Here is a 19,435-nt window from a genome sequence, read left to right as displayed (position 1 = left end):
TATGGACCATCATCTGTTAGAAAGTGCAGAATTTTACAACAGACGTTATCATAATGCAGCCAGTAGAGTGATTATTCCTAGTTGTATATTGTTTTTGTTTCTCATTCTTTTTTCAATCGTTGCTAAAAAAGAAATGACGATTTCAACGAGAGCAACCGTAGAACCTGTACAACGATTAGCACAGATTCACTCAATCAGTAATCATCAGATTCTGAGGAATCATTTATTCGAAAATCAAGAGATTTCAGTTGGAGATTTATTGGTAGAATATCAATCAGAGAATGAGCAAATCCAAGAAGACAAGATCAAAGAAAACATAGCTGTTTTGAAAAATCAGATTTCTCAACTCAATGTCTTGAAGAAAAGTTTAGAATCGGGAAGTAATCAATTTGAGAAAGAAGATCAATATGGTTATTCTCAAATGTTTAAGGATTATTGCAATCAATTAGAAACATTGGCAAGTACGATTGACCAACAAAATGCAACGATTGCATCTCAAAATCAAGCCGCAAAACAATCACAATTGGAATTGGATAAAGTAATGCATCAAACGGAGAAAGCCTTAGCAGACTATAGAGAATTGAAATGGGCCATTCAGTCTGATGGTGTCATTGATGAGGAGAATGTTGGCTATTCAATCTATGCACAGTATCAGGTAGCACAATCAGAGGATGCAGTTGCCAGTCAAGAATCATTCATCGCTCAAATCGATAATCAAATTAGTCAAGTAGAGACTCAACTAGCCAGTTATAAATTGCAATATGCCAGTGCAGGAGTGCAACAATCGTATACGAATAGCTTGGATAGTCAGTCGGCATCGTTGGAAGCTCAATATTTAACCAAGGTTGGTCAGGAAATGACCTTGTTGTCTTCTCAATTAAGAGACCTAGAAGCGACACTTACGGTTCAAAAACAAGCAATGGATAAGACAAAAATTATTGCTGATCAGGCAGGGGTCGTTCATTTAAATACAGAAGTTGAGGGCTCAATGATGATTCCAGAAGGAACAATTATTGCATATGTTTATCCAGTTCTAATGGAAGCTAAGAAAATGAAGATTACAGCATATATTCCTTCGAAAGATATTGCAAGCATCTCATTAAAGGATAATATCCAGTTTTCAATACAAGGGAGGGGGGTTAAGCGACTAGCACTGCAGTCCAACATATCAGAAATTGCAAGTACTGCCATTCAAACGGAAGCTGGTAATTTTTTCAAAGTTGAAGCAGAAACCAGAATATCAACAGAAATGGCTGAACAATTGAGGTATGGAATGGAAGGCCAATTTGTCGTGATTACAGGTAAGAAGACGTATTTTCAATATTTCATAGATGAATTTTTAGGTAAGGAATAGAAGAAGGGGCATATCTATCAGATTGATAGACATGCCCTTTTTTATACTAGTCGTGAAAGATTCCGCGCTTTGAAGTTAGTGAATTGCATTCTCATTGAGTAGTAATAAATGATATTAAGGAAAAATTGTGGTTTGTTTACGAATAATTAAAGTGAGGGAGCTATCCTTCACATGTCACAATGAATGGAAAGGAGGGGAAGGATATACTGAGGTATGTATGTAATGTGCAAGGGCGTAACATACCAAATATTTGCTTGAAAACACAATTCATCAATTCAATATCAATTAACGGGCCTCCAGTTGTCGAGTAAGATAGTTCAGAGAGCAGATTGTAATCTGATTGAAAACCAACACAGATATATTACAAATAATAAGGAGGAAAAAATAGATGTTTGGTGAATTAGAAATGAAGTATCCATTGGTAATGGATGAGCAACTACAAGATTCTTCAGGAGGTAGCATCTTTTTAGGAGTTGCAATAGCAAGTGGTGTTGCAATTGCTGGAACCTATATTTTTGGAGCATTAGATGGTGCTTTTGAAGCGAAAGCGAAACGAAGAGGCTACTAGATGGGGAATATGCTGCAGTCGATTGACTTAGGGTTTCAAAAGCTGAATCAGCTTTATGATCAACAATCTCCTGTTGTAAAAATAGTTACTTTTATTGCAGGCGTTATTCTTGTATATTGCCTAGCAACACTGGTGTTAGGACCAGTTTATTCTGCTGGGAAAGACTTTGGTCGCTATGTTTACAATGCAATGTTTAGGTAGGAAAGGAAAATAAGCAATGAATAATTTTGGAAAACTGGAGAATCAGTTCCTGTGTCTAAGTGATACTGATTTACACTATGTAAGTGGCGGTAGTTATAATTTTAAAGTTGATGTTGATAAGTTAGTAGATTATGCAACTCGAGCTTTTGGTAGTATTTATAATGCAGGAAAAAGCTTTGGTCGCAATTGGTATAATGCATTTTATTAATCGTGTATTGATTCAAAAATGGAAAAGTGAAGAGTAGCAGACTGTATCTTAAAATAAAAAACTTGAAAAAGGATATAAGACAGGAGCGTAAAAAAAATAAGCTCAACTATTCAATTTAGTTTCCCTTAAGCTTGGCGAGTTATACTAAATCCAAGCTAGAAATAGCTCATCACTTTCAGTATCGTCATCCGTAAGAGCTAAAGCTCAAACGGCTGGCATATCTTTTTCATATAATCTCCGAGATAGCTGACGGTCTCCTGTCAGCTGTTTTTGTCCTTTAAAAGCATAATGAAGGAAGGAGATAAGAGGATTGGATAAACTAAAAAGGGCGCATTTGCGCCTTTTTGTGTAAAAAATTATTTAATAACTCCACCTTCTACAACAAGATCATCAGCTTGAGCAGCATCACCATATACTGGTTGAAGAGTTTCTTGGTAGGCTTTATGGAAGAATTCTTCCTCACCAAGTTTTTCAATTGTTTGGTTGATGAAATCAAGTAATTCGGTATTTCCTTTTTGGACGGCAGGAGCGATAGTGTCTACATCTCCTAGCGCTTTTACACCAACTTCGAAACCTTTGTTTTCCAAGGCCCATGCGAGAACTTCGGTATTGTCTGTACTCATGGCATCGCCACGTCCGTCTAAGAGGGCAGCATAGGCTTCGCTGTATTGGTTGTATTTTTGAAGTTTGACTTCTGGATAATTCTCTTCGAAATAAAGTTCAGCTGTGGTACCTTTGCTGACGATGAGAGTTTTACCATTGAGTTGTTCTGGATCAGTGATGACAGCAGAGCTAGGAGACACGATACCGAGGGATACTTTCATGTAAGGAAGGGCGAAGTCTACTTGTTCTTTTCGCTCATCTGTTACTGTAAAATTGGCTAGGATGATGTCAACCTTGGCAGAAGTGAGATACTCCACACGGTTCGCGGCTTCGACAGGGATGTATTCTACCTCGACGCCCAATTCTTTTGCCAAACGGTTGCCTAGATAGACGTCATATCCTTGGTATTCACCATTTGCATCCACATAGCCAAATGGTTTCTTGTCACTGAAAACACCGATTTTGACTGTTCCACTTTCTTTGATTTCTTCAAGGGTACGTGCGGTTGCCCCGCTTGTGGAACTGCTGGAACTAGTTGAAGAACTGTTTGCGTTACTGCAGGCAACTAAAATAACTGCAGCTAAGACACTAAAAATAGCAAAAATAGGTTTAAAGATTTTCATAAAATTCTCCTTTTAAAAATGTTTAAAGTCAAAAGTTGTTAGAAAGGCTTGAGCCCGTTGCGTTTGTGGATGTTGGAAGAAATTCTGAACGGTATTTTCTTCGATAATTTCTCCTTTGTCCATGAAAATGATGCGGTCAGCAATGGCGCGTGCGAATTCCATTTCATGCGTCACAATCAGCATGGTCCGTCCTTCTTTTGCCAAATCATTGATGAGAACCAAGACTTCCCGAACCATTTCTGGGTCAAGGGAAGCAGTGACTTCATCAAATAATAAAATTTCAGGATGCATCAGCAGGGAACGAATGATAGCTACCCGTTGCTTTTGCCCGCCAGATAATTCTCTGGCATAGCTATGTTTTTTATGCTCAAGTCCTACCCGTTTTAGCAAGGTCTCGGCTTCTGCTTGGACCTCTTCTTTTTTTCGTTTTAAGGCTTTGACAGGAGCAAGGGTCAGATTTTGCAAGACATCCATGTGTGGGAATAATTCATAATCTTGAAAAACCATACCGATTTTTTGCCGAATATCCTGTAGAGAAAGTGTTCCAGACAGAATAGATTGGCCATCTAGTAAAATATCGCCCTCTTGAATGCTTTCCAGCTTGTTAATACAGCGTAGTAGTGTACTCTTCCCACAACCAGAGGGGCCTAAGATGACGACGACTTCCCCTTCCTTAACGGATAAGGAAAGATGGTTGAGAATGGTTTGCTGACCAAAATTTTTAGTAATATTTTGTAATTCTAAGACAGGTTGACTCACGACTTCACTCCTTCCAAATCGATTCAAGATAGCGAGAAAATGCAGATATTGGGAAACAAATCATAAAGTAAATACAGAAAATCACTCCGTAAATCCATAAGGACACACTTGGAGAGCTAGTCCTGTAAAAATCAATAATCTGTTGCCCAATTTTATTTACCTCAACCACGCCAATGAGGATAACCAAGGAGCTGGTCTTAATCATGCGGGTGACCAAGTTAATTGCCTGTGGGAGTAGTCTGCGTAGAACTTGAGGAATGATGACATAGCGATAGAGACTTCGTTTGCTTAACCCCAATGCTAATCCGCTATCGAATTGGTGTTTAGGTAGAGAAGTGATGGCTCCTCGAACTAAATCTCCCATTTCAGCTGTCCCCCAAAGTGAGAATACTATAATCGCGGCCAATTCACCTGAAATATTGATATTGAATCCCCGTGCTAATCCAAAGTAGAAAAGAAAGAGTAGAACCAGCTGTGGAACAATTCGAATGGTTTCTAAGTAAATTCTGAATATCCATACTATCAGTCTATTTTTTGATGTCATGATGATTCCTACTAATAGCCCTGCAATGCTTGAAATGCCAATGGAGAGAAAGGAAATCCAGAGTGTGACACTCAGTCCGACTAATAGTCGTTGCAAATTATTCCCCTCTAGTAAGACTTTAATGCCCATATCCTGCATGGCGAATCCTCCTTTCAAGATAATAGAAGAAGAGCGAAAGCGGTAGCAAGATGATTAAATAGGAACTCACTAGGAGAAAGAGGGCTTCGTCAGTTTCGTATTGTAGTCCGATCAAATCTTGAGCGACGTACATGAGGTCGGCCAAGGCAATAATGGAGAAGACGGAAGTTTCTTTTATTAGAAAGATAATATTAGCACTAAATGAAGGCAAGGCGATAGCTAGTGATTGAGGTAGCAAAATATATAGGAAAATTTGCCATTTTGTTAGCCCCAAACTAGCTCCGATTTCTATCTGACTTTTCTTGATAGCTTCAAAGCCACTGCGGAAAGATTCTGCCATGTAAGAACCACCAAGAAAAATTAAACCAGCAATTGCACAAACTTCTGCATCAAGTACAATTCCTAATCGCGGTAAACCATAGTAGAGGAAGAAAAGTTGAATGACCAAGGGGGTATTTCGTGACAATTCAACATAAGCTGTAGAAATTTGTTGAAAAACTGGAATACGGTAATAACGGATGATACTAATAATCAAACCCAAGCCCAAAGCGCCTATAATCCCGATGAATGCGAGTCTGATCGTTAGAATGAATGCCTCTTGATAGAGTGGGATAGATTCTCGAATAAAGGTCCAATCCAGAAGATTCACCTCCTTTGTGAAGTGTTTAATTTATAGTAACACAGATACTACTTCTTGAAAAATTCGTTTTTTTAAAGAGGGCTATAAGTTTTTCCTATCAGTCAATTTGCTATGTTATAATAGAGGTATGACAAGAATTTTAGATATGGAACCGATGCAGGACGAGGAATACGTTGAGCGTACCTTACGTCCGCAAAAATTAAATGAATATATTGGACAGGACAAGGTCAAGGATCAGCTGAAAATTTTTATTGAAGCTGCCAAATTACGCGATGAAGCCTTAGACCACACTCTTCTTTTTGGACCTCCAGGGTTGGGTAAGACCACCATGGCTTTTGTTATTGCCAATGAGTTGGGAGTTAATATCAAGCAGACCAGCGGACCTGTTATTGAGAAAGCTGGCGATTTGGTTGCATTACTCAATGATTTGGAACCGGGAGATGTTCTCTTTATCGACGAAATTCATCGTATGCCGATGGCTGTTGAGGAAATTCTCTACAGTGCCATGGAGGATTTTTACATTGATATTATGATTGGATCTGGAGAAGCTAATCGCTCTGTACACTTGGACTTACCACCTTTTACTTTGATTGGTGCTACCACACGTGCAGGGATGCTATCCAATCCACTGCGGGCTCGTTTTGGTATTTCTAGTCACATGGAGTATTATGAGTTGGCTGATTTGACTGAGATAGTTGAGCGCACAGCGGATATCTTTGAGATGGAGATTACTCATGAGGCAGCAATTGAATTGGCTCGTCGATCACGTGGGACCCCTCGTATTGCTAATCGCCTCCTGAAGCGGGTACGGGATTTTGCCCAGATAATGGGAGATGGGTTGATTGACGAAACGATCACTGATAAAGCCTTAACGATGTTAGATGTGGACCGTGAAGGGTTGGACTATGTGGATCAAAAGATTCTCCGTACCATGATTGAGATGTATGGCGGTGGTCCCGTCGGTCTCAATACCCTTTCGGTCAATATCGCTGAAGAGCGCGAAACAGTGGAGGATATGTACGAACCCTACCTAATTCAGAAAGGTTTCCTCATGCGGACCCGGACGGGGCGGGTCGCGACCGCCAAAGCCTACGAGCATTTGGGCTATCCTTATAGGGAAAAATAATGGCAGAGCAGATGAACCATATAGCTAGCTTATTTGGAAATTGGCCAGAAACCATCATTTGGTCCTGTTTAGAAGGCACAATGGGGCAAGTTTATGTTGATGATAGTCAGTCGCCCCAGTCAGCTCTAGCTCTTTATGGACGGCAGAGCTTCTTTGGTTTTTTAGCTGGCCAGCCACATCGAGACTTGCTAAAAATCTGCGAAGGTAAGGATATGATTCTAGTCCCTCAAAACCAAAACTGGTCTGACTTGATAGAAGGGACCTACGGAGACGGGATTCGGTCCTTTACCCGCTATGCTACGAAAAAGGACACTGAGTTTGACCTTGGGCATTTACAGAAACTGGTTGATGACTTGCCTGAAAGATTTGATATGAAACGGATTGACCGTAATCTGTACGAGGCTTGTCTGGTAGAGGAATGGTCACGGGATTTGGTGGGAAATTATATAGATGTGGAACAATTTTTGGACTTGGGTCTGGGATATGTCATCTTGCATAAGGGACAGGTGGTCTCAGGGGCTTCATCCTATGCCAGCTATTCAGCTGGGATTGAGATAGAAGTGGATACTAGGGAAGACTATCGAGGTCTGGGTTTGGCAAAAGCCTGTGCGGCTCAGTTAATTTTAGCTTGTTTAGACCGCGGACTCTATCCAAGCTGGGATGCCCACACCTTGACATCCTTGAAACTAGCTGAACAGTTGGGTTACCAATTGGACAAGCCCTATCGAGCATATGAATGGAGATAAGATGATACCGACATTTATTTGGGATTTGGACGGAACACTGTTGGATTCCTATGAGGCGATATTGGCTGGAATTCAAGAAACTTATGAGCAGTTTGGTCTTCCTTTTGACCGTAAAGAGGTGAGAAAATATATTCTCCGTTATTCTGTTAAAGACTTGCTGGTGCGTGATGCAGATAAGTATGGTCTGAATAGTGATGAGCTCAACCGTGTACGAGCGACTTCCTTGAAGGAGAAAAATACGCAAATTCCTTTGATGACTGGTGCACGTGATATTTTAGATTGGACTGTGGAGCAAGGAATACAAAATTTTGTCTATACCCATAAGAGTGACAATGCCTTTCAGGTGTTGGAAGATTTGGGCGTCCGACACTATTTCACAGAAATCTTGACAAGCGATTCTGGCTTTGCCCGCAAACCAAGTCCAGAAGCTCTGCTATTTCTCATAGACAAGTACGGTCTGGAAAAGGAATATACTTACTATATTGGTGACCGTCGGCTTGATGTGGAGACAGCTATTCATGCGGGAATACACAGTATCAACTTGCAGATTGACGGGATAAAAGAGAACAAAAAGATCACCAATTTACAGGAGATTGTGGAGCTAAATTTTAGTTAGAGGCGGAGTGTATATCTCAGCCTCTATTTTTATGTGCACATCGTTCGTTCTGTTCATATTGTTAACGGTATCAGGCTGTAGAAGTCAGAAAATATATTGTGAAATTATTAATAAAATTGTTATAATATACAAAAATAAATTTAGGAGAAGAATCTGTGAACGATAAGGAATTTGGGCAGCGTGTGAGATATTTACGGGAGAAATTAGCAATTACGCGTGAAGAATTCTGTGAAGATGAACTAGAATTATCTGTTCGTCAATTGAGTCGTATAGAAGCGGGACAATGCAAACCAACTTTTTCAAAGATAGGTTTTATAGCAAGCAGGTTGAATATGGGTTTATATGAGCTTATGCCGGATTATGTCCAACTTCCGGAACGCTATTCGCGTCTAAAATATGAGGTATTACGAACTCCTACCTATGGAGACCAATTTTTGGTAGAACAACGCAATCAAATGTTGACAATCATTTATGATGAATATTACGATGAGCTCCCAGAAGAAGAAAAAATAGCTATTGATGCTTTTCAGTCGACAATTGATGTATTTGAAACACGGTCTAATCAATTTGGCAAAGAGATTTTGGACGATTATTTTGAACAAGTTCATCGTAAAGAAAAGTATTCGATAAATGACTTGTTAATCATTCGACTATACCTTGAGCATATTAGAAATAGGGACACTGACGCAACAATCTATCACTATTTTTCCTCACTTGTTACCCACCTGCCTAATCAACAGGAGGTAATGGATTCAAAAGAGTTATTTATTCTAAGGGATGTTATATTAATCTCAATAGGGATTTTAGGGGATCGAGAAGACTATGAGAAAATCCCGTCTCTTTTTGATGCTTTAGATAAAATAATGGTTTTAACTCAAGATTTTCAAAAGAAACCTATTTTAAACTTATTGAAGTGGAAATACGAGCTCCACGTTAATAAGAACCGAGATGCCGCACAGAGTTACTTTGAAGAAGCTACCCTTTTTGCGAAGCTAATTGGAAATGATTATCTAGTTCACAAAATTAAAGAAGACTGGGAAGAGGATTCACAACTTTAGGACAAAAATGTCCTGTTAACTTTAACTAGCTTCCATTAAACTATAATAAAAAAAGTTTAAAGGAGATAGCTAGTGATTACAGTTTTAAAATCAATCTGTGTATTTGGTACTGGTTGGCTTGGCTGGTGGGGATTGTAAAATATGTCATAAAAAGCTAACTACGTAGTTAGCTTTTTTGTTATACTAGACAGTATGTAGGAGGTGGCTATGTTAGAAAATTGGTTAAACACCAAACAGGGTCAGGTGTTTCATTACAAGATGGAAAAGATTGAGTATGCCCTAGAACTGCTAGGGAATCCCCAGTTTGCAGTTCCGGTCATTCATGTTGCTGGAACCAATGGCAAGGGATCAACCATTGCCTTTATGCGCCATCTATTTCAGGCACATGGTATGCGTGTTGGAAGTTTTGTATCCCCCCACATGGTGAGTGTGCACGACAGGATTTGTATTGACAGCGAGCCCATTTCAGACCATGATTTTCATCACTATTTACAGAAAGTCTACAACTTGGAGCAGGAAATCGCCGCTCGATATGAGCCTTTTCGCTATTTTGAGGTCATGGTGCTCATTATGTTCCTCTATTTCGAAGCTCAACAACCCGATGTGGCACTAGTAGAGGTGGGCATCGGAGGGCTTTTGGATACGACCAATGTCGTGGCACCAGCCCTAAGCGTTATCATCTCCATCGGCATGGACCATCAGGATTTACTAGGCTCGACTTTAAGGGAAATAGCAGAGCAGAAAGCAGGGATTATCAAGGAAAACGTGCCTGTCGTCCTAGGACCACTTTCTCCAGAAACCACAGCTATCTGTCGCCAAATTGCCCTTGACAATCAAGCACCTGTCTACCAATTTGGTCAGGAATTCACCTATAAAACAGGACAGTTCAGCAATCCGGACATCGACCTGTCAGAATTGGTTTTGGGTCTGGCTGGCCATCATCAAGAAGAGAATGCGGCCGTAGCCCTACAAACTTTTCTACTCTATATGACCAATATCCAAAAAGACATTCAACCTCAGTTGATTCAAAAAGCCCTTGCCCAAACCAGCTGGCCTGGTCGTTTGGAATTGGTTGCTCAAGAGCCAAAAATCTATTTGGATGGAGCCCACAATGTCCCAGCTATCGAACGTCTGGTTGAATTTATTCAAGAACAAGAAGAACCTGTTACTATTCTCTTTTCAGCCCTTCGGCGTAAGGACTTTCAAGAAATGTTGGGGTTGTTAGAGAAAAGACTACCTCATGTTCCCCTTATTTTGACTAGCTTTGCTTATGACGGTGCCTTGTCCGAGAAGAATCAACAAGATCGAGACTTTGTTGCGGATTATCAACAATTTATTGAGAAGTGGCAATCTGATGGGCAAGGGATTTTGATTATCACAGGTTCCCTTTACTTTATATCGGAAGTTCGTCGGAAGTTTATAAAATAAGCAACTTTTCAAACAGAACGGTTGAACATTATAGAAATAGCTTCTCAAAGGAACAAAAAACGCCAAAGAGCCTTATTTTTTGCGGATTAGCATGGAGTGAAAAATGTTTAGAACTCCCGATAAGAAATGACATTGGGAGGGCTTTTTGATATAATGAGAAAAGCAAATCTGAGGAGAAAAAAATGACAGAATTAGAAATAGTTTCTGAGGTCGTTGATCACGAAGCAACCTATCGACGTAGCCGTAGAGCATCACGTAAGCAGTCAGTTAAGCTAAACAAAGAATTTGGTAAGACAATATTAAAAACAAAGGTTTGGCCAGCGCTTGTCTGGAGTATTGTCTTAAGTTTTTGTAGCGTAGCAAACCCGTTGCTAACATCGTTTGCGACCAACATACAGACTCAGAATTTATATGCAGGAATGGCCATGATGAAGGGCCAAATTCCATACGGTGATTTTTTTGGAACAAGTGGTTTATTATTTTACTTATTGGCCTTATTAGGGAATGTGGGTGGAAATTTTATCATTTTTGGCGTTCTCCAATTCATCGCATTGCTGATAGCAGGAGTCTATTTTTATAAGATTATTGCTTATTTTAGCCGGTCCGAAAAAGTTGCCCTTAGTGCAAGCCATTGGTTTTATATATTCATCTTTGCTCTTGGCTTCGGAGGATTGTATGCTGAGATGTTTGCCCTCCCTTTCATTTTAACCAGTATCTGGTTCTTAGTTCGTTACTTTGAGAACGCAGTGACTGACGAAGAATTTATTCTTTATGGCATAGATGCCGCCCTCGTTTTTCTTATCTATCCGAAAAGCTTAATTCTTTGGGTAGTAGCAGGTATAGTTTTAGTTGTCTACAATGTTCAGCACCATCAGGTGGCTCGCGGATTTTACCAATTATTAGCAGCTGTTTTTGGATTTCTGCTTATTTTGTACTCAGTCGGGTATTATGCATTTGAAGCACAGGTTTTAGGAACAGCAATTCAGCAGACCTTTTTATATAATCTTCGTTTAGATTTTCAACATGCGACAGTACTTATGGATTTGACAATTGTCATTCTTTTCCTCCTACTGTCTGGATTTGTAAAAAATGCTATCCATACCTTATTTTCATTTAGACAAGAAAAATATACTTACATTAAGGTCTTAATGTTACTAGTATTCACTATCCAATTAATTTTCATCGTTGGAAGTGCACATTTTCAGTGGAGTCAATTGGTCTTACTTTTGCCATATGGATTTGTGATGGCGGTAATACATAATCAGGAGGAACATGAGGATACTAACAGTAGTTATGCGCGTCGTCATTTCTTTCTACCTGTATTTATTGGATTAGGAATTCTTGTACAACCTGCCTATATTTACTTAGTTCAAGGAGGTTTAAGAGCCGATCGTCAAGAAGTTGCCCAATACATCAGTAGCCAAACAGAAAACTCAGACAAAGTTTATGCTTGGGATAATAGTGCAGGTGTTTACATTTCAAGCCAGCGCTTATCGGCAGCGACGATAACGACAGCAGAGCCATTTCTAAATACAGATGAAAATGTGAATAGTTTGATATACGACTTAAATAAGAGTGAAGCAAAATACGTGGTTGTAAATAAGTATATTTCCATGTTAGACAAGGTGAAAACAATTCTCGAATCTCAATATAAAGCTATTCAAACAACAGACCATTTTATTATTTATCAAAAGAATGAATGATTGCTCAGGCAGTCATTTTTTCTTTAGCTTATCTGGGAAAAGGAGGGAAAGTGGATATGTGATATAATGGAAAAATAAGTACTCAGGAAAAATTATCAAAAGAATGTAGGAGAAATGATGTCACATATTATTGAACTACCAGAAATACTAGCCAACCAGATTGCGGCTGGTGAGGTCATTGAGCGACCAGCCAGTGTGGTTAAGGAGTTGGTGGAAAACTCTATTGACGCAGGGGCTAGTCAGATTGAAATTAGTGTTGAAGAGGCTGGCCTTAAAATGATTCAAATCACGGATAACGGTGAGGGAATTGCCCCTGATGAAGTAGCGCTTGCCCTCCGCCGTCACGCCACCAGTAAGATAAAAAGTCAATCGGATTTGTTTCGTATTCGCACCCTCGGTTTTCGTGGAGAAGCTCTTCCTTCCATTGCTTCTGTCAGTCAGATGGTTATTGAGACTGCAACTGCAAATCATTCGCATGGTCTACGATTAGAGGCCAAAGGTGGTGTCATCGAGAAAGAGGAGCCAGTTAGTCGTCCGGTTGGCACACAGATTACAGTTTCAGAATTATTTTACAATACCCCTGCTCGTCTCAAATACGTTCGCAGTCAACAGGCTGAATTATCACATATTGTTGATGTTGTAAATCGATTGAGTCTAGCTCATCCGGAAATAGCTTTTGCCTTAGTAAACGAAGGACGAGAATTAATTAGAACTGCAGGGACAGGGAAACTTCGTCAGGCAATTTCAGGGATCTACGGGATTGCTTCTGCCAAAAAAATGGTTGAAATTGAGGCAGAAGATCTGGATTTTCAGATTTCAGGTTATGTTTCTTTGCCAGAGTTGACTCGTGCCAACCGCAACTACATTTCCATTTTCATCAATGGTCGCTATATCAAGAATTTTTTGCTTAATCGAGCGATTTTGGAAGGTTATGGCAGTAAGTTGATGGTTGGACGCTTTCCGCTGGCAGTCATTTCTATAGAAATTGACCCTTATCTTGCTGATGTCAATGTGCATCCGACCAAGCAGGAAGTTCGTATCTCCAAGGAAAAAGAACTCATGACCTTGATTCGAGAGGCGATTAGTCAAGCGCTTAAAGAGCAGGACTTGATACCAGATGCTCTTGAGAATTTAGCTCAGTCAAGTACTCGACCAAAAGTAAAAGCAGAGCAAGGCACCTTACCACTCAAAGAAGCAAAAATCTATTATGATACGATTAAGCAAGACTTCTTCTTAAAACCAGACGTGGTCGCTGAGGATGTCAAACCTCTCGAAGAGGATAGGCAAGAGATTGTTGAGTCGCCTGTCGAAAATAGACCTACATCTGTTCAATTTGCAGAACGTCAGTCGGTGGAATCAGAAGATCAGGAGCATCCTAATCTAAGTGCAAAAGAATTGGCAAAACTGGCACATAAATTAGACCAGGAGGAAACCTCGACATTTCCAGAGTTAGAATATTTTGGTCAAATGCATGGGACGTATTTATTTGCGCAAGGTAAGACAGGACTTTATATCATTGACCAGCATGCTGCACAAGAACGGGTCAAATACGAATACTATCGTGAGAAAATTGGACAGGTTGACAATTCAGCTCAACAGTTATTGGTGCCGTATATTTTTGAATTTCCGCAGAATGATGCCCTTAACCTTGTCCACAAAATGGATGCTCTTCGTCAAGTTGGTGTCAACTTAGAAGAATATGGAGCTAATCAATTTATTCTGCGTGAACATCCTATTTGGATGAAGGAAGAGGAGATTGAGTCTGGCATCTATGAGATGTGTGACATGTTGCTCTTGACGGATCAGGTGTCAATCATGCAGTATCGGGCAGAACTGGCTATCATGATGTCTTGTAAACGGTCAATCAAGGCCAACCATGCTTTGGATGATTATTCGGCGCGTGATTTATTGAGACAATTGTCTTACTGCCAAAACCCCTATAACTGCCCGCACGGTCGTCCAGTTTTAGTGCATTTTAGCAAATCGGATATGGAAAAAATGTTCCGTCGCATTCAGGAAAATCACACGAGTTTGCGAGAATTGGGCAAGTATTAACACTCTTCGAATATTAACATCAGACCTTATTGACTTGATTTGATGAGTGTAAAGCTCCTGTGAGCTTTACAGCCTGCTATCTTAAAACGCGAAAGTAGTAAGGGCCTATCTGCTCTTGGAGAAACGAACTTCGTTCGTTCAATCTCCAAGCTCCAAAGGTTTCCCAAACCTTTGGAGCTAATCGTTTTCGATTTTTATTGAGTATAAATATTAACAAAAAGTTGACACATTAGTAAAGGAATCATATGTACGACTATATCAAAGGAATTTTAACGAAAATAACTGCAAAATATATTGTGGTGGAAGCGCATGGAGTAGGCTATATCTTGCAGGTTGCTAATCCCTACGCCTATTCAGGACAAGTCCAGCAAGAAGTGACGGTCTATACTCATCAGGTGATTCGTGAAGATGCTCATTTGCTCTACGGGTTTGCTACAGAGAATGAAAAATCCGTCTTTCTGAGTCTGATTTCAGTATCAGGTATTGGTCCAACAACGGCTCTGGCTATTATTGCTGTTGATGATAATGATGGACTTGTTCGTGCCATTGAGCAGAAAAATATTACCTACCTGACCAAGTTTCCAAAGATTGGCAAGAAAACAGCCCAACAGATGATTTTGGACTTGGAAGGCAAGTTTGTCATGAGCGAAGAAGCGGGTCCTGTTCAACAAGTAGCACCATCCAGTGAAAATATCGCCCTCGAAGAAGCCATGGAAGCCATGGAAGCTCTTGGTTACCGACCAGCCGAACTCAAGAAAATCAAGAAATTCTTTGAAGGCACCAACGACACCGCAGAAAACTACATCAAGTCAGCCCTTAAAATGCTGATGAAGTAATAGGATACTAAGGCGTTAAGCGATACAAAGCAAAATAGACGGCCGAACAGAAATTTTGTTAGAAATTTCGTTGTGAGACCTCCGCAATGACAACTAGGTAAAAGGCGAGTTTTGACGAAGCCTTTTACCAGATGTCAACTGCGTTATTCGGTGATATTTAGGATTCAGTTTGACAATTTTGCAAAGTATCGTAGCCGTGTTCAACTAACGTACCAGTATGATGGTTACTAAAGTAACTCATCATACTACGGCAATCGCTATTTGCGACTTGCCTAGGTACCTTACTAATTCGCCACAAAAATAATATCGATTTTTGCGGCTCATGTCGTGTCCAGATACAAAGGACGTAAAGGACAAAGAGAAAATAGAAAAGCTGACGCAGAGGCTTTAGCATCTAGGAAGTCTTTATCTTTTTGCAAAGTATCGTAGCCGTGTTCAATTACCGTACCAGTATGATGGTTGCTGAATTAAGTAGCTAAAAGTATAGTCATTTTAATTAGCTTTGATACATCGTCACTTTCGCCTTGCCGTACTCTAGTACAGCCTGCGCCTCAGTTCCTTGTCTGAAAGCTAATTCATTCGACTATATTAAGTAAACCGTATGTGAAAAGGAGTTTCTATGTCCCGTTGTACTTGGGTTAATCTAAATAATCCACTTTATATTACTTACCATGATGAAGAATGGGGCAAGCCACTTCACGATGAGCAGTCTTTGTTTGAGTTGCTTTGCTTGGAATCCTACCAAGCTGGACTTTCCTGGGAAATTGTTCTCAACAAACGGCAGGCTTTTCGCTCCGCATTTTTCAACTATAATATTCAAAAGGTTGCAACAATGACCGATGAAGATTTGGATGCACTTTTGGATAATCCACATATCATCCGTCACAAGGCAAAGTTGTACGCTACCCGCGCCAATGCCCAGGCTTTTCTTCAAGTACAGGAGGAATTCGGTACGTTCGATACGTACCTTTGGGAATGGGTGAACGGTGCAACAATTGACAACCCTGTCAAGTCCTTCCGAGAATTGCCGACCAAGAACGACTTGTCTGAGCGGATTTCAAAAGATTTGAAGAAACGAGGTTTCAAGTTTCTAGGGCCTGTCTGTATTTACTCCTATTTGCAGGCTGCAGGTCTTCTAAATGACCATGAAGAAACCTGTGAAATTGGAAAGAAATTACGAATTAATTAGATGAGCGAGCAATCGTATCTTAGTTAGGGGAGGAACATGAAAGCAGAATTAATTGCTGTTGGAACAGAAATATTGACAGGTCAAATTGTGAATACGAATGCTCAATTCTTGTCAGAAAAATGTGCAGAGCTAGGTATCGATGTATACTTCCACACTGCTGTAGGTGATAATGAACAGCGACTATTGTCTGTACTTGAAATTGCAAGTAAACGAAGTGATCTGGTCATTTTATGTGGTGGTTTAGGTCCTACTGAAGACGACTTGACCAAGCAAACTTTAGCGACATTTTTGCAAAAAGAGTTGGTTGTTGACGAACTAGCGATGGCAAAATTAGACCGTTTTTTTGCTAGTCGACCAGGTCGTGTTCGCACACCTAATAATGAGCGTCAAGCACAGATTGTGGAGGGAAGTCAGGCGCTACAGAACCCAGCTGGTTTAGCTGTAGGTGGTATGATTGAGCAAGATGGTGTGACCTATATTGTTTTGCCTGGCCCACCAAGTGAACTCAAGGCCATGTTTTCTGAGAGTCTGTTACCTTTTTTGACTCAATCTCAGCAACAACTTTACTCGCGTGTCCTACGTTTTTTTGGAATAGGTGAAAGCCAGTTGGTGACTGTTTTAGCGGATTTGATTGACAAGCAGACAGACCCGACTCTTGCGCCTTATGCAAAAGTTGGAGAGGTGACGCTTCGTTTATCTACAAAGGCAGATAGCCAGGAAGAAGCGAACGTTCGTTTGAATCAGTTGGAAGAAGAGATATTGCAACGTGACCATTTGAGAGATTTTTTCTATGCATATGGGGATGATAATAGTTTGGTTAAAACCGTAGCGACTCTTTTAGAGGAAGAGAAACAATCTTTGGGCATCCTAGAGAATGGAACAGGTGGTTTATTACAAGCAGAATTGAGTCTGGCTTTGGCTGGTCAGCCGTATTATAGTGGAGGAAAAATCATCGGTCAGCTAGGGACAGAATCGGGCGGGCTATCAGAAGAAGCAAGTCGCATTCGGGAGGAACTACAAGCTGATTTAGGGCTAGTTGTGTCGGTGGCAGTCAAACCAGAATCAACAGTAGACAACGTACTTGCTAAAGTATATCTAGCCTTGGCCAGTACCTCGGGTATTTACAAAAAAGAGGTAGATTTAGGAGGTTATTCATGGCAATACCTTCGTCAACTTGCTTGTTTACAGGCGTTAGATTTTGTACGAAACACTTTGTGAAATAGCAGATATTTGCTATAATAGTTTGACTAAGAAAAGAGGAGAAAATCATTGGCTAAGAAACCAGGAAAAAAACTAGAAGATATTACAAAAAAATTTGGAGATGAACGTAAAAAAGCGCTGGATGATGCACTGAAATCTATTGAAAAAGATTTTGGTAAGGGAGCTGTCATGCGTCTCGGTGAACGTGCAGAGCAAAAGGTTCAAGTTATGAGCTCAGGAAGTCTGTCTATTGATATTGCGCTTGGGGCAGGTGGTTATCCCAAAGGGCGTATCATTGAAATTTATGGTCCAGAAAGTTCCGGTAAGACAACAGTTGCTCTTCATGCTGTGGCTCAAGCGCAGAAAGAAGGTGGAATTGCAGCCTTTATTGATGCAGAACATGCTTTGGATCCAGCCTATGCAGCAGCCCTAGGGGTAAATATTGATGAATTACTTTTGTCGCAACCAGACTCAGGTGAACAAGGTCTTGAGATTGCAGGTAAGTTGATTGACTCTGGCGCGGTTGACTTAGTTGTCGTTGACTCTGTAGCAGCCCTTGTACCTCGTGCAGAAATTGATGGTGATATTGGTGATAGTCACGTAGGTTTGCAAGCACGCATGATGAGTCAGGCTATGCGTAAGTTGTCAGCTTCTATCAACAAGACCAAGACAATTGCTATCTTTATCAACCAGTTACGTGAAAAAGTTGGGGTGATGTTTGGTAACCCTGAAACAACACCTGGTGGACGTGCCCTTAAGTTCTATGCATCTGTTCGTATGGATGTCCGCGGAAATACGCAGATCAAAGGTACTGGTGATCAAAAAGATCAAAACGTTGGTAAGGAAACCAAGGTCAAGATTGTGAAGAATAAGGTGGCTCCTCCGTTTAAGGAAGCTATCGTTGAAATCATGTATGGAGAGGGAATTTCTCGCACAGGTGAATTAATCGAGATCGGTAGCAACCTTGGTATTATTCAAAAAGCAGGTGCCTGGTATTCTTATAATGGAGAAAAAATCGGACAAGGCTCTGAAAATGCTAAGAAATTCTTGGCAGACAATCCAGCAATCTTTGATGAAATCGACCGTAAGATTCGTATTCACTATGGTTTGATTGAAGCGGATGAAGAACAAGAAGTAGTGGAAGCAGAAGAAAAGACGATTGCTGTTGAAGATATACAAGATGTTGTACTTGATCTAGATGGTGGGATTGAGTTAGAAGATTAAGATGTTGAAATGGGAGGGAAAGATTTCTCCCTTTTTTCTTTTTTTGGAGAATATCCACGAAAGAAACGTATATTTTGAGGAATTTTAGTTGGGATTTCCGAATTTTCGCCAATAAATTTTGAGTTTTTCTAAAAAATAGGTCTACAGACTGAGTATTTATATGGTATAATGTAATATAATGTGTTTAATAAAATGAAGCAAAGGAGTGACTACATGATAAAAATTTATACAGTATCTAGTTGTACCTCTTGTAAAAAAGCAAAGAATTGGTTGAATGCACATCAACTATCCTATAATGAACACAATTTGGGAAAAGAGCCAATTACAAAAGAAGAAATTCTTAACATCTTAACAAAGACTGAAAATGGGATTGCAAGCATTGTTTCATCGAAAAATCGTTATGCAAAAAGTTTAGACTTTGATATCGAGGAGTTAAGTGTGAACGAAGTAATCGATTTGATTACCTCTAATCCTCGCATTTTAAAAAGTCCAATATTAATTGATGAGAAAAGACTTCAAGTTGGCTATAAGGAAGATGATATTCGTGCATTTTTACCTCGCTCTGTAAGAAATGTTGAGAATGCACAGGCCCGCATGAGAGCAGCTTTATAAATTG

At 40.1% G+C, this 19,435-nt stretch carries 20 protein-coding genes; 16 read left to right on the top strand and 4 right to left on the bottom strand.

Features of this window, described 5'->3' with window-relative positions; genetic code table 11:
- Position 1 precedes the first annotated feature (1 nt).
- The 4 genes from ACPC57_RS04465 to ACPC57_RS04450 all read left to right on the top strand — a co-directional run bounded on the left by ACPC57_RS04465 (position 2) and on the right by ACPC57_RS04450 (position 2,331).
- Complete coding sequence (locus ACPC57_RS04465; RefSeq protein WP_217374486.1) at positions 2-1,354, top strand: bacteriocin secretion accessory protein; 1,353 nt, start codon at positions 2-4, stop codon at positions 1,352-1,354.
- A 388-nt stretch (positions 1,355-1,742) separates the two neighbouring features.
- Positions 1,743-1,922 (top strand): hypothetical protein, encoded by a 180-nt coding sequence (locus ACPC57_RS04460; protein WP_024392853.1) that lies wholly within the window; start codon positions 1,743-1,745, stop codon positions 1,920-1,922.
- Positions 1,923-2,123, top strand: coding sequence for a hypothetical protein (locus ACPC57_RS04455; RefSeq protein WP_239604410.1), 201 nt, complete (start codon positions 1,923-1,925; stop codon positions 2,121-2,123).
- Between the two features lie 16 nt (positions 2,124-2,139).
- Positions 2,140-2,331, top strand: coding sequence for a hypothetical protein (locus tag ACPC57_RS04450; RefSeq protein ID WP_024397557.1), 192 nt, complete (start codon positions 2,140-2,142; stop codon positions 2,329-2,331).
- A gap of 356 nt (positions 2,332-2,687) precedes the next feature.
- On the opposite strand, the gene ACPC57_RS04445 is transcribed toward ACPC57_RS04450, so the two are convergent.
- The 4 genes from ACPC57_RS04445 to ACPC57_RS04430 are packed head-to-tail and all read right to left on the bottom strand — an operon-like array spanning position 2,688 to position 5,638.
- Positions 2,688-3,557: a cysteine ABC transporter substrate-binding protein gene (locus ACPC57_RS04445; protein ID WP_434066397.1), complete on the bottom strand. Its 870-nt coding sequence runs from the start codon at positions 3,555-3,557 to the stop codon at positions 2,688-2,690.
- A gap of 12 nt (positions 3,558-3,569) precedes the next feature.
- A complete protein-coding gene (locus ACPC57_RS04440) occupies positions 3,570-4,316 on the bottom strand; it encodes an amino acid ABC transporter ATP-binding protein (protein WP_130555554.1) in 747 nt (248 codons plus the stop codon).
- Between the two features lie 4 nt (positions 4,317-4,320).
- Complete coding sequence (locus tag ACPC57_RS04435; RefSeq protein WP_130555555.1) at positions 4,321-4,998, bottom strand: amino acid ABC transporter permease; 678 nt, start codon at positions 4,996-4,998, stop codon at positions 4,321-4,323.
- Positions 4,979-5,638 (bottom strand): amino acid ABC transporter permease, encoded by a 660-nt coding sequence (locus tag ACPC57_RS04430; RefSeq protein WP_172036558.1) that lies wholly within the window; start codon positions 5,636-5,638, stop codon positions 4,979-4,981. Before ACPC57_RS04430 ends, ACPC57_RS04435 begins: the two co-directional genes overlap by 20 nt.
- Before the next feature lie 127 nt (positions 5,639-5,765).
- Between ACPC57_RS04430 and ruvB the strand changes: the two genes are divergently transcribed.
- The 12 genes from ruvB (at position 5,766) to spx (ending at position 19,431) form a co-directional block, all read left to right on the top strand.
- Complete coding sequence (gene ruvB / locus ACPC57_RS04425; protein ID WP_130555556.1) at positions 5,766-6,764, top strand: Holliday junction branch migration DNA helicase RuvB; 999 nt, start codon at positions 5,766-5,768, stop codon at positions 6,762-6,764.
- The gene (locus tag ACPC57_RS04420) at positions 6,764-7,510 is read left to right on the top strand and encodes a GNAT family N-acetyltransferase (protein ID WP_434065402.1); all 747 of its coding nucleotides are present in this window, start codon (positions 6,764-6,766) and stop codon (positions 7,508-7,510) included. Before ruvB ends, ACPC57_RS04420 begins: the two co-directional genes overlap by 1 nt.
- A gap of 1 nt (position 7,511) precedes the next feature.
- Complete coding sequence (locus tag ACPC57_RS04415; RefSeq protein WP_434065401.1) at positions 7,512-8,126, top strand: HAD-IA family hydrolase; 615 nt, start codon at positions 7,512-7,514, stop codon at positions 8,124-8,126.
- 155 nt (positions 8,127-8,281) lie between these two features.
- Complete coding sequence (locus tag ACPC57_RS04410) at positions 8,282-9,184, top strand: helix-turn-helix domain-containing protein (RefSeq protein ID WP_434065400.1); 903 nt, start codon at positions 8,282-8,284, stop codon at positions 9,182-9,184.
- Between the two features lie 207 nt (positions 9,185-9,391).
- Complete coding sequence (locus ACPC57_RS04405; protein ID WP_434065399.1) at positions 9,392-10,612, top strand: bifunctional folylpolyglutamate synthase/dihydrofolate synthase; 1,221 nt, start codon at positions 9,392-9,394, stop codon at positions 10,610-10,612.
- A gap of 182 nt (positions 10,613-10,794) precedes the next feature.
- Complete coding sequence (locus tag ACPC57_RS04400; protein ID WP_434065398.1) at positions 10,795-12,315, top strand: quinol oxidase; 1,521 nt, start codon at positions 10,795-10,797, stop codon at positions 12,313-12,315.
- A gap of 117 nt (positions 12,316-12,432) precedes the next feature.
- Positions 12,433-14,370: a DNA mismatch repair endonuclease MutL gene (gene mutL / locus ACPC57_RS04395; protein ID WP_434065422.1), complete on the top strand. Its 1,938-nt coding sequence runs from the start codon at positions 12,433-12,435 to the stop codon at positions 14,368-14,370.
- A gap of 245 nt (positions 14,371-14,615) precedes the next feature.
- Positions 14,616-15,206 carry a Holliday junction branch migration protein RuvA gene (gene ruvA, locus ACPC57_RS04390; RefSeq protein WP_434066396.1) on the top strand — a complete coding sequence of 197 codons (591 nt, stop codon included), beginning with the start codon at positions 14,616-14,618 and terminating at the stop codon, positions 15,204-15,206.
- A gap of 619 nt (positions 15,207-15,825) precedes the next feature.
- Positions 15,826-16,395, top strand: a complete 570-nt coding sequence (locus ACPC57_RS04385) for a DNA-3-methyladenine glycosylase I (protein ID WP_434066395.1) — start codon at positions 15,826-15,828, stop codon at positions 16,393-16,395.
- A gap of 36 nt (positions 16,396-16,431) precedes the next feature.
- Positions 16,432-17,613, top strand: a complete 1,182-nt coding sequence (locus ACPC57_RS04380; RefSeq protein WP_434066394.1) for a competence/damage-inducible protein A — start codon at positions 16,432-16,434, stop codon at positions 17,611-17,613.
- A 51-nt stretch (positions 17,614-17,664) separates the two neighbouring features.
- Positions 17,665-18,819 (top strand): recombinase RecA, encoded by a 1,155-nt coding sequence (gene recA / locus ACPC57_RS04375; RefSeq protein ID WP_172036461.1) that lies wholly within the window; start codon positions 17,665-17,667, stop codon positions 18,817-18,819.
- A gap of 213 nt (positions 18,820-19,032) precedes the next feature.
- Complete coding sequence (spx, locus tag ACPC57_RS04370; protein ID WP_217374497.1) at positions 19,033-19,431, top strand: transcriptional regulator Spx; 399 nt, start codon at positions 19,033-19,035, stop codon at positions 19,429-19,431.
- Positions 19,432-19,435 lie beyond the last annotated feature (4 nt).

The sequence above is a fragment of the Streptococcus sp. VTCC 12886 genome (assembly GCF_049893425.1).
Classification (GTDB): domain Bacteria; phylum Bacillota; class Bacilli; order Lactobacillales; family Streptococcaceae; genus Streptococcus; species Streptococcus suis_AA.
Note: the sequence above shows the minus strand (reverse complement) of the source record. Positions and strands in the feature narration are given on the sequence as shown.

What these genes read in the sequence shown, in the direction of transcription:
- ACPC57_RS04405 (WP_434065399.1), top strand. Translation starts at nt 9,392, where the DNA reads ATGTTAGAAAATTGGTTAAACACCAAACAGGGTCAGGTGTTTCATTAC.
- ACPC57_RS04380 (WP_434066394.1), top strand. Translation starts at nt 16,432, where the DNA reads ATGAAAGCAGAATTAATTGCTGTTGGAACAGAAATATTGACAGGTCAA.
- ACPC57_RS04445 (WP_434066397.1), bottom strand. Translation starts at nt 3,557, where the DNA reads ATGAAAATCTTTAAACCTATTTTTGCTATTTTTAGTGTCTTAGCTGCA.
- ACPC57_RS04400 (WP_434065398.1), top strand. Translation starts at nt 10,795, where the DNA reads ATGACAGAATTAGAAATAGTTTCTGAGGTCGTTGATCACGAAGCAACC.
- ACPC57_RS04435 (WP_130555555.1), bottom strand. Translation starts at nt 4,998, where the DNA reads ATGCAGGATATGGGCATTAAAGTCTTACTAGAGGGGAATAATTTGCAA.
- ACPC57_RS04420 (WP_434065402.1), top strand. Translation starts at nt 6,764, where the DNA reads ATGGCAGAGCAGATGAACCATATAGCTAGCTTATTTGGAAATTGGCCA.
- ACPC57_RS04460 (WP_024392853.1), top strand. Translation starts at nt 1,743, where the DNA reads ATGTTTGGTGAATTAGAAATGAAGTATCCATTGGTAATGGATGAGCAA.
- ACPC57_RS04465 (WP_217374486.1), top strand. Translation starts at nt 2, where the DNA reads ATGGACCATCATCTGTTAGAAAGTGCAGAATTTTACAACAGACGTTAT.
- ACPC57_RS04415 (WP_434065401.1), top strand. Translation starts at nt 7,512, where the DNA reads ATGATACCGACATTTATTTGGGATTTGGACGGAACACTGTTGGATTCC.
- ACPC57_RS04455 (WP_239604410.1), top strand. Translation starts at nt 1,923, where the DNA reads ATGGGGAATATGCTGCAGTCGATTGACTTAGGGTTTCAAAAGCTGAAT.
- ACPC57_RS04385 (WP_434066395.1), top strand. Translation starts at nt 15,826, where the DNA reads ATGTCCCGTTGTACTTGGGTTAATCTAAATAATCCACTTTATATTACT.
- mutL (WP_434065422.1), top strand. Translation starts at nt 12,433, where the DNA reads ATGTCACATATTATTGAACTACCAGAAATACTAGCCAACCAGATTGCG.
- spx (WP_217374497.1), top strand. Translation starts at nt 19,033, where the DNA reads ATGATAAAAATTTATACAGTATCTAGTTGTACCTCTTGTAAAAAAGCA.
- ruvA (WP_434066396.1), top strand. Translation starts at nt 14,616, where the DNA reads ATGTACGACTATATCAAAGGAATTTTAACGAAAATAACTGCAAAATAT.
- ACPC57_RS04450 (WP_024397557.1), top strand. Translation starts at nt 2,140, where the DNA reads ATGAATAATTTTGGAAAACTGGAGAATCAGTTCCTGTGTCTAAGTGAT.
- ruvB (WP_130555556.1), top strand. Translation starts at nt 5,766, where the DNA reads ATGACAAGAATTTTAGATATGGAACCGATGCAGGACGAGGAATACGTT.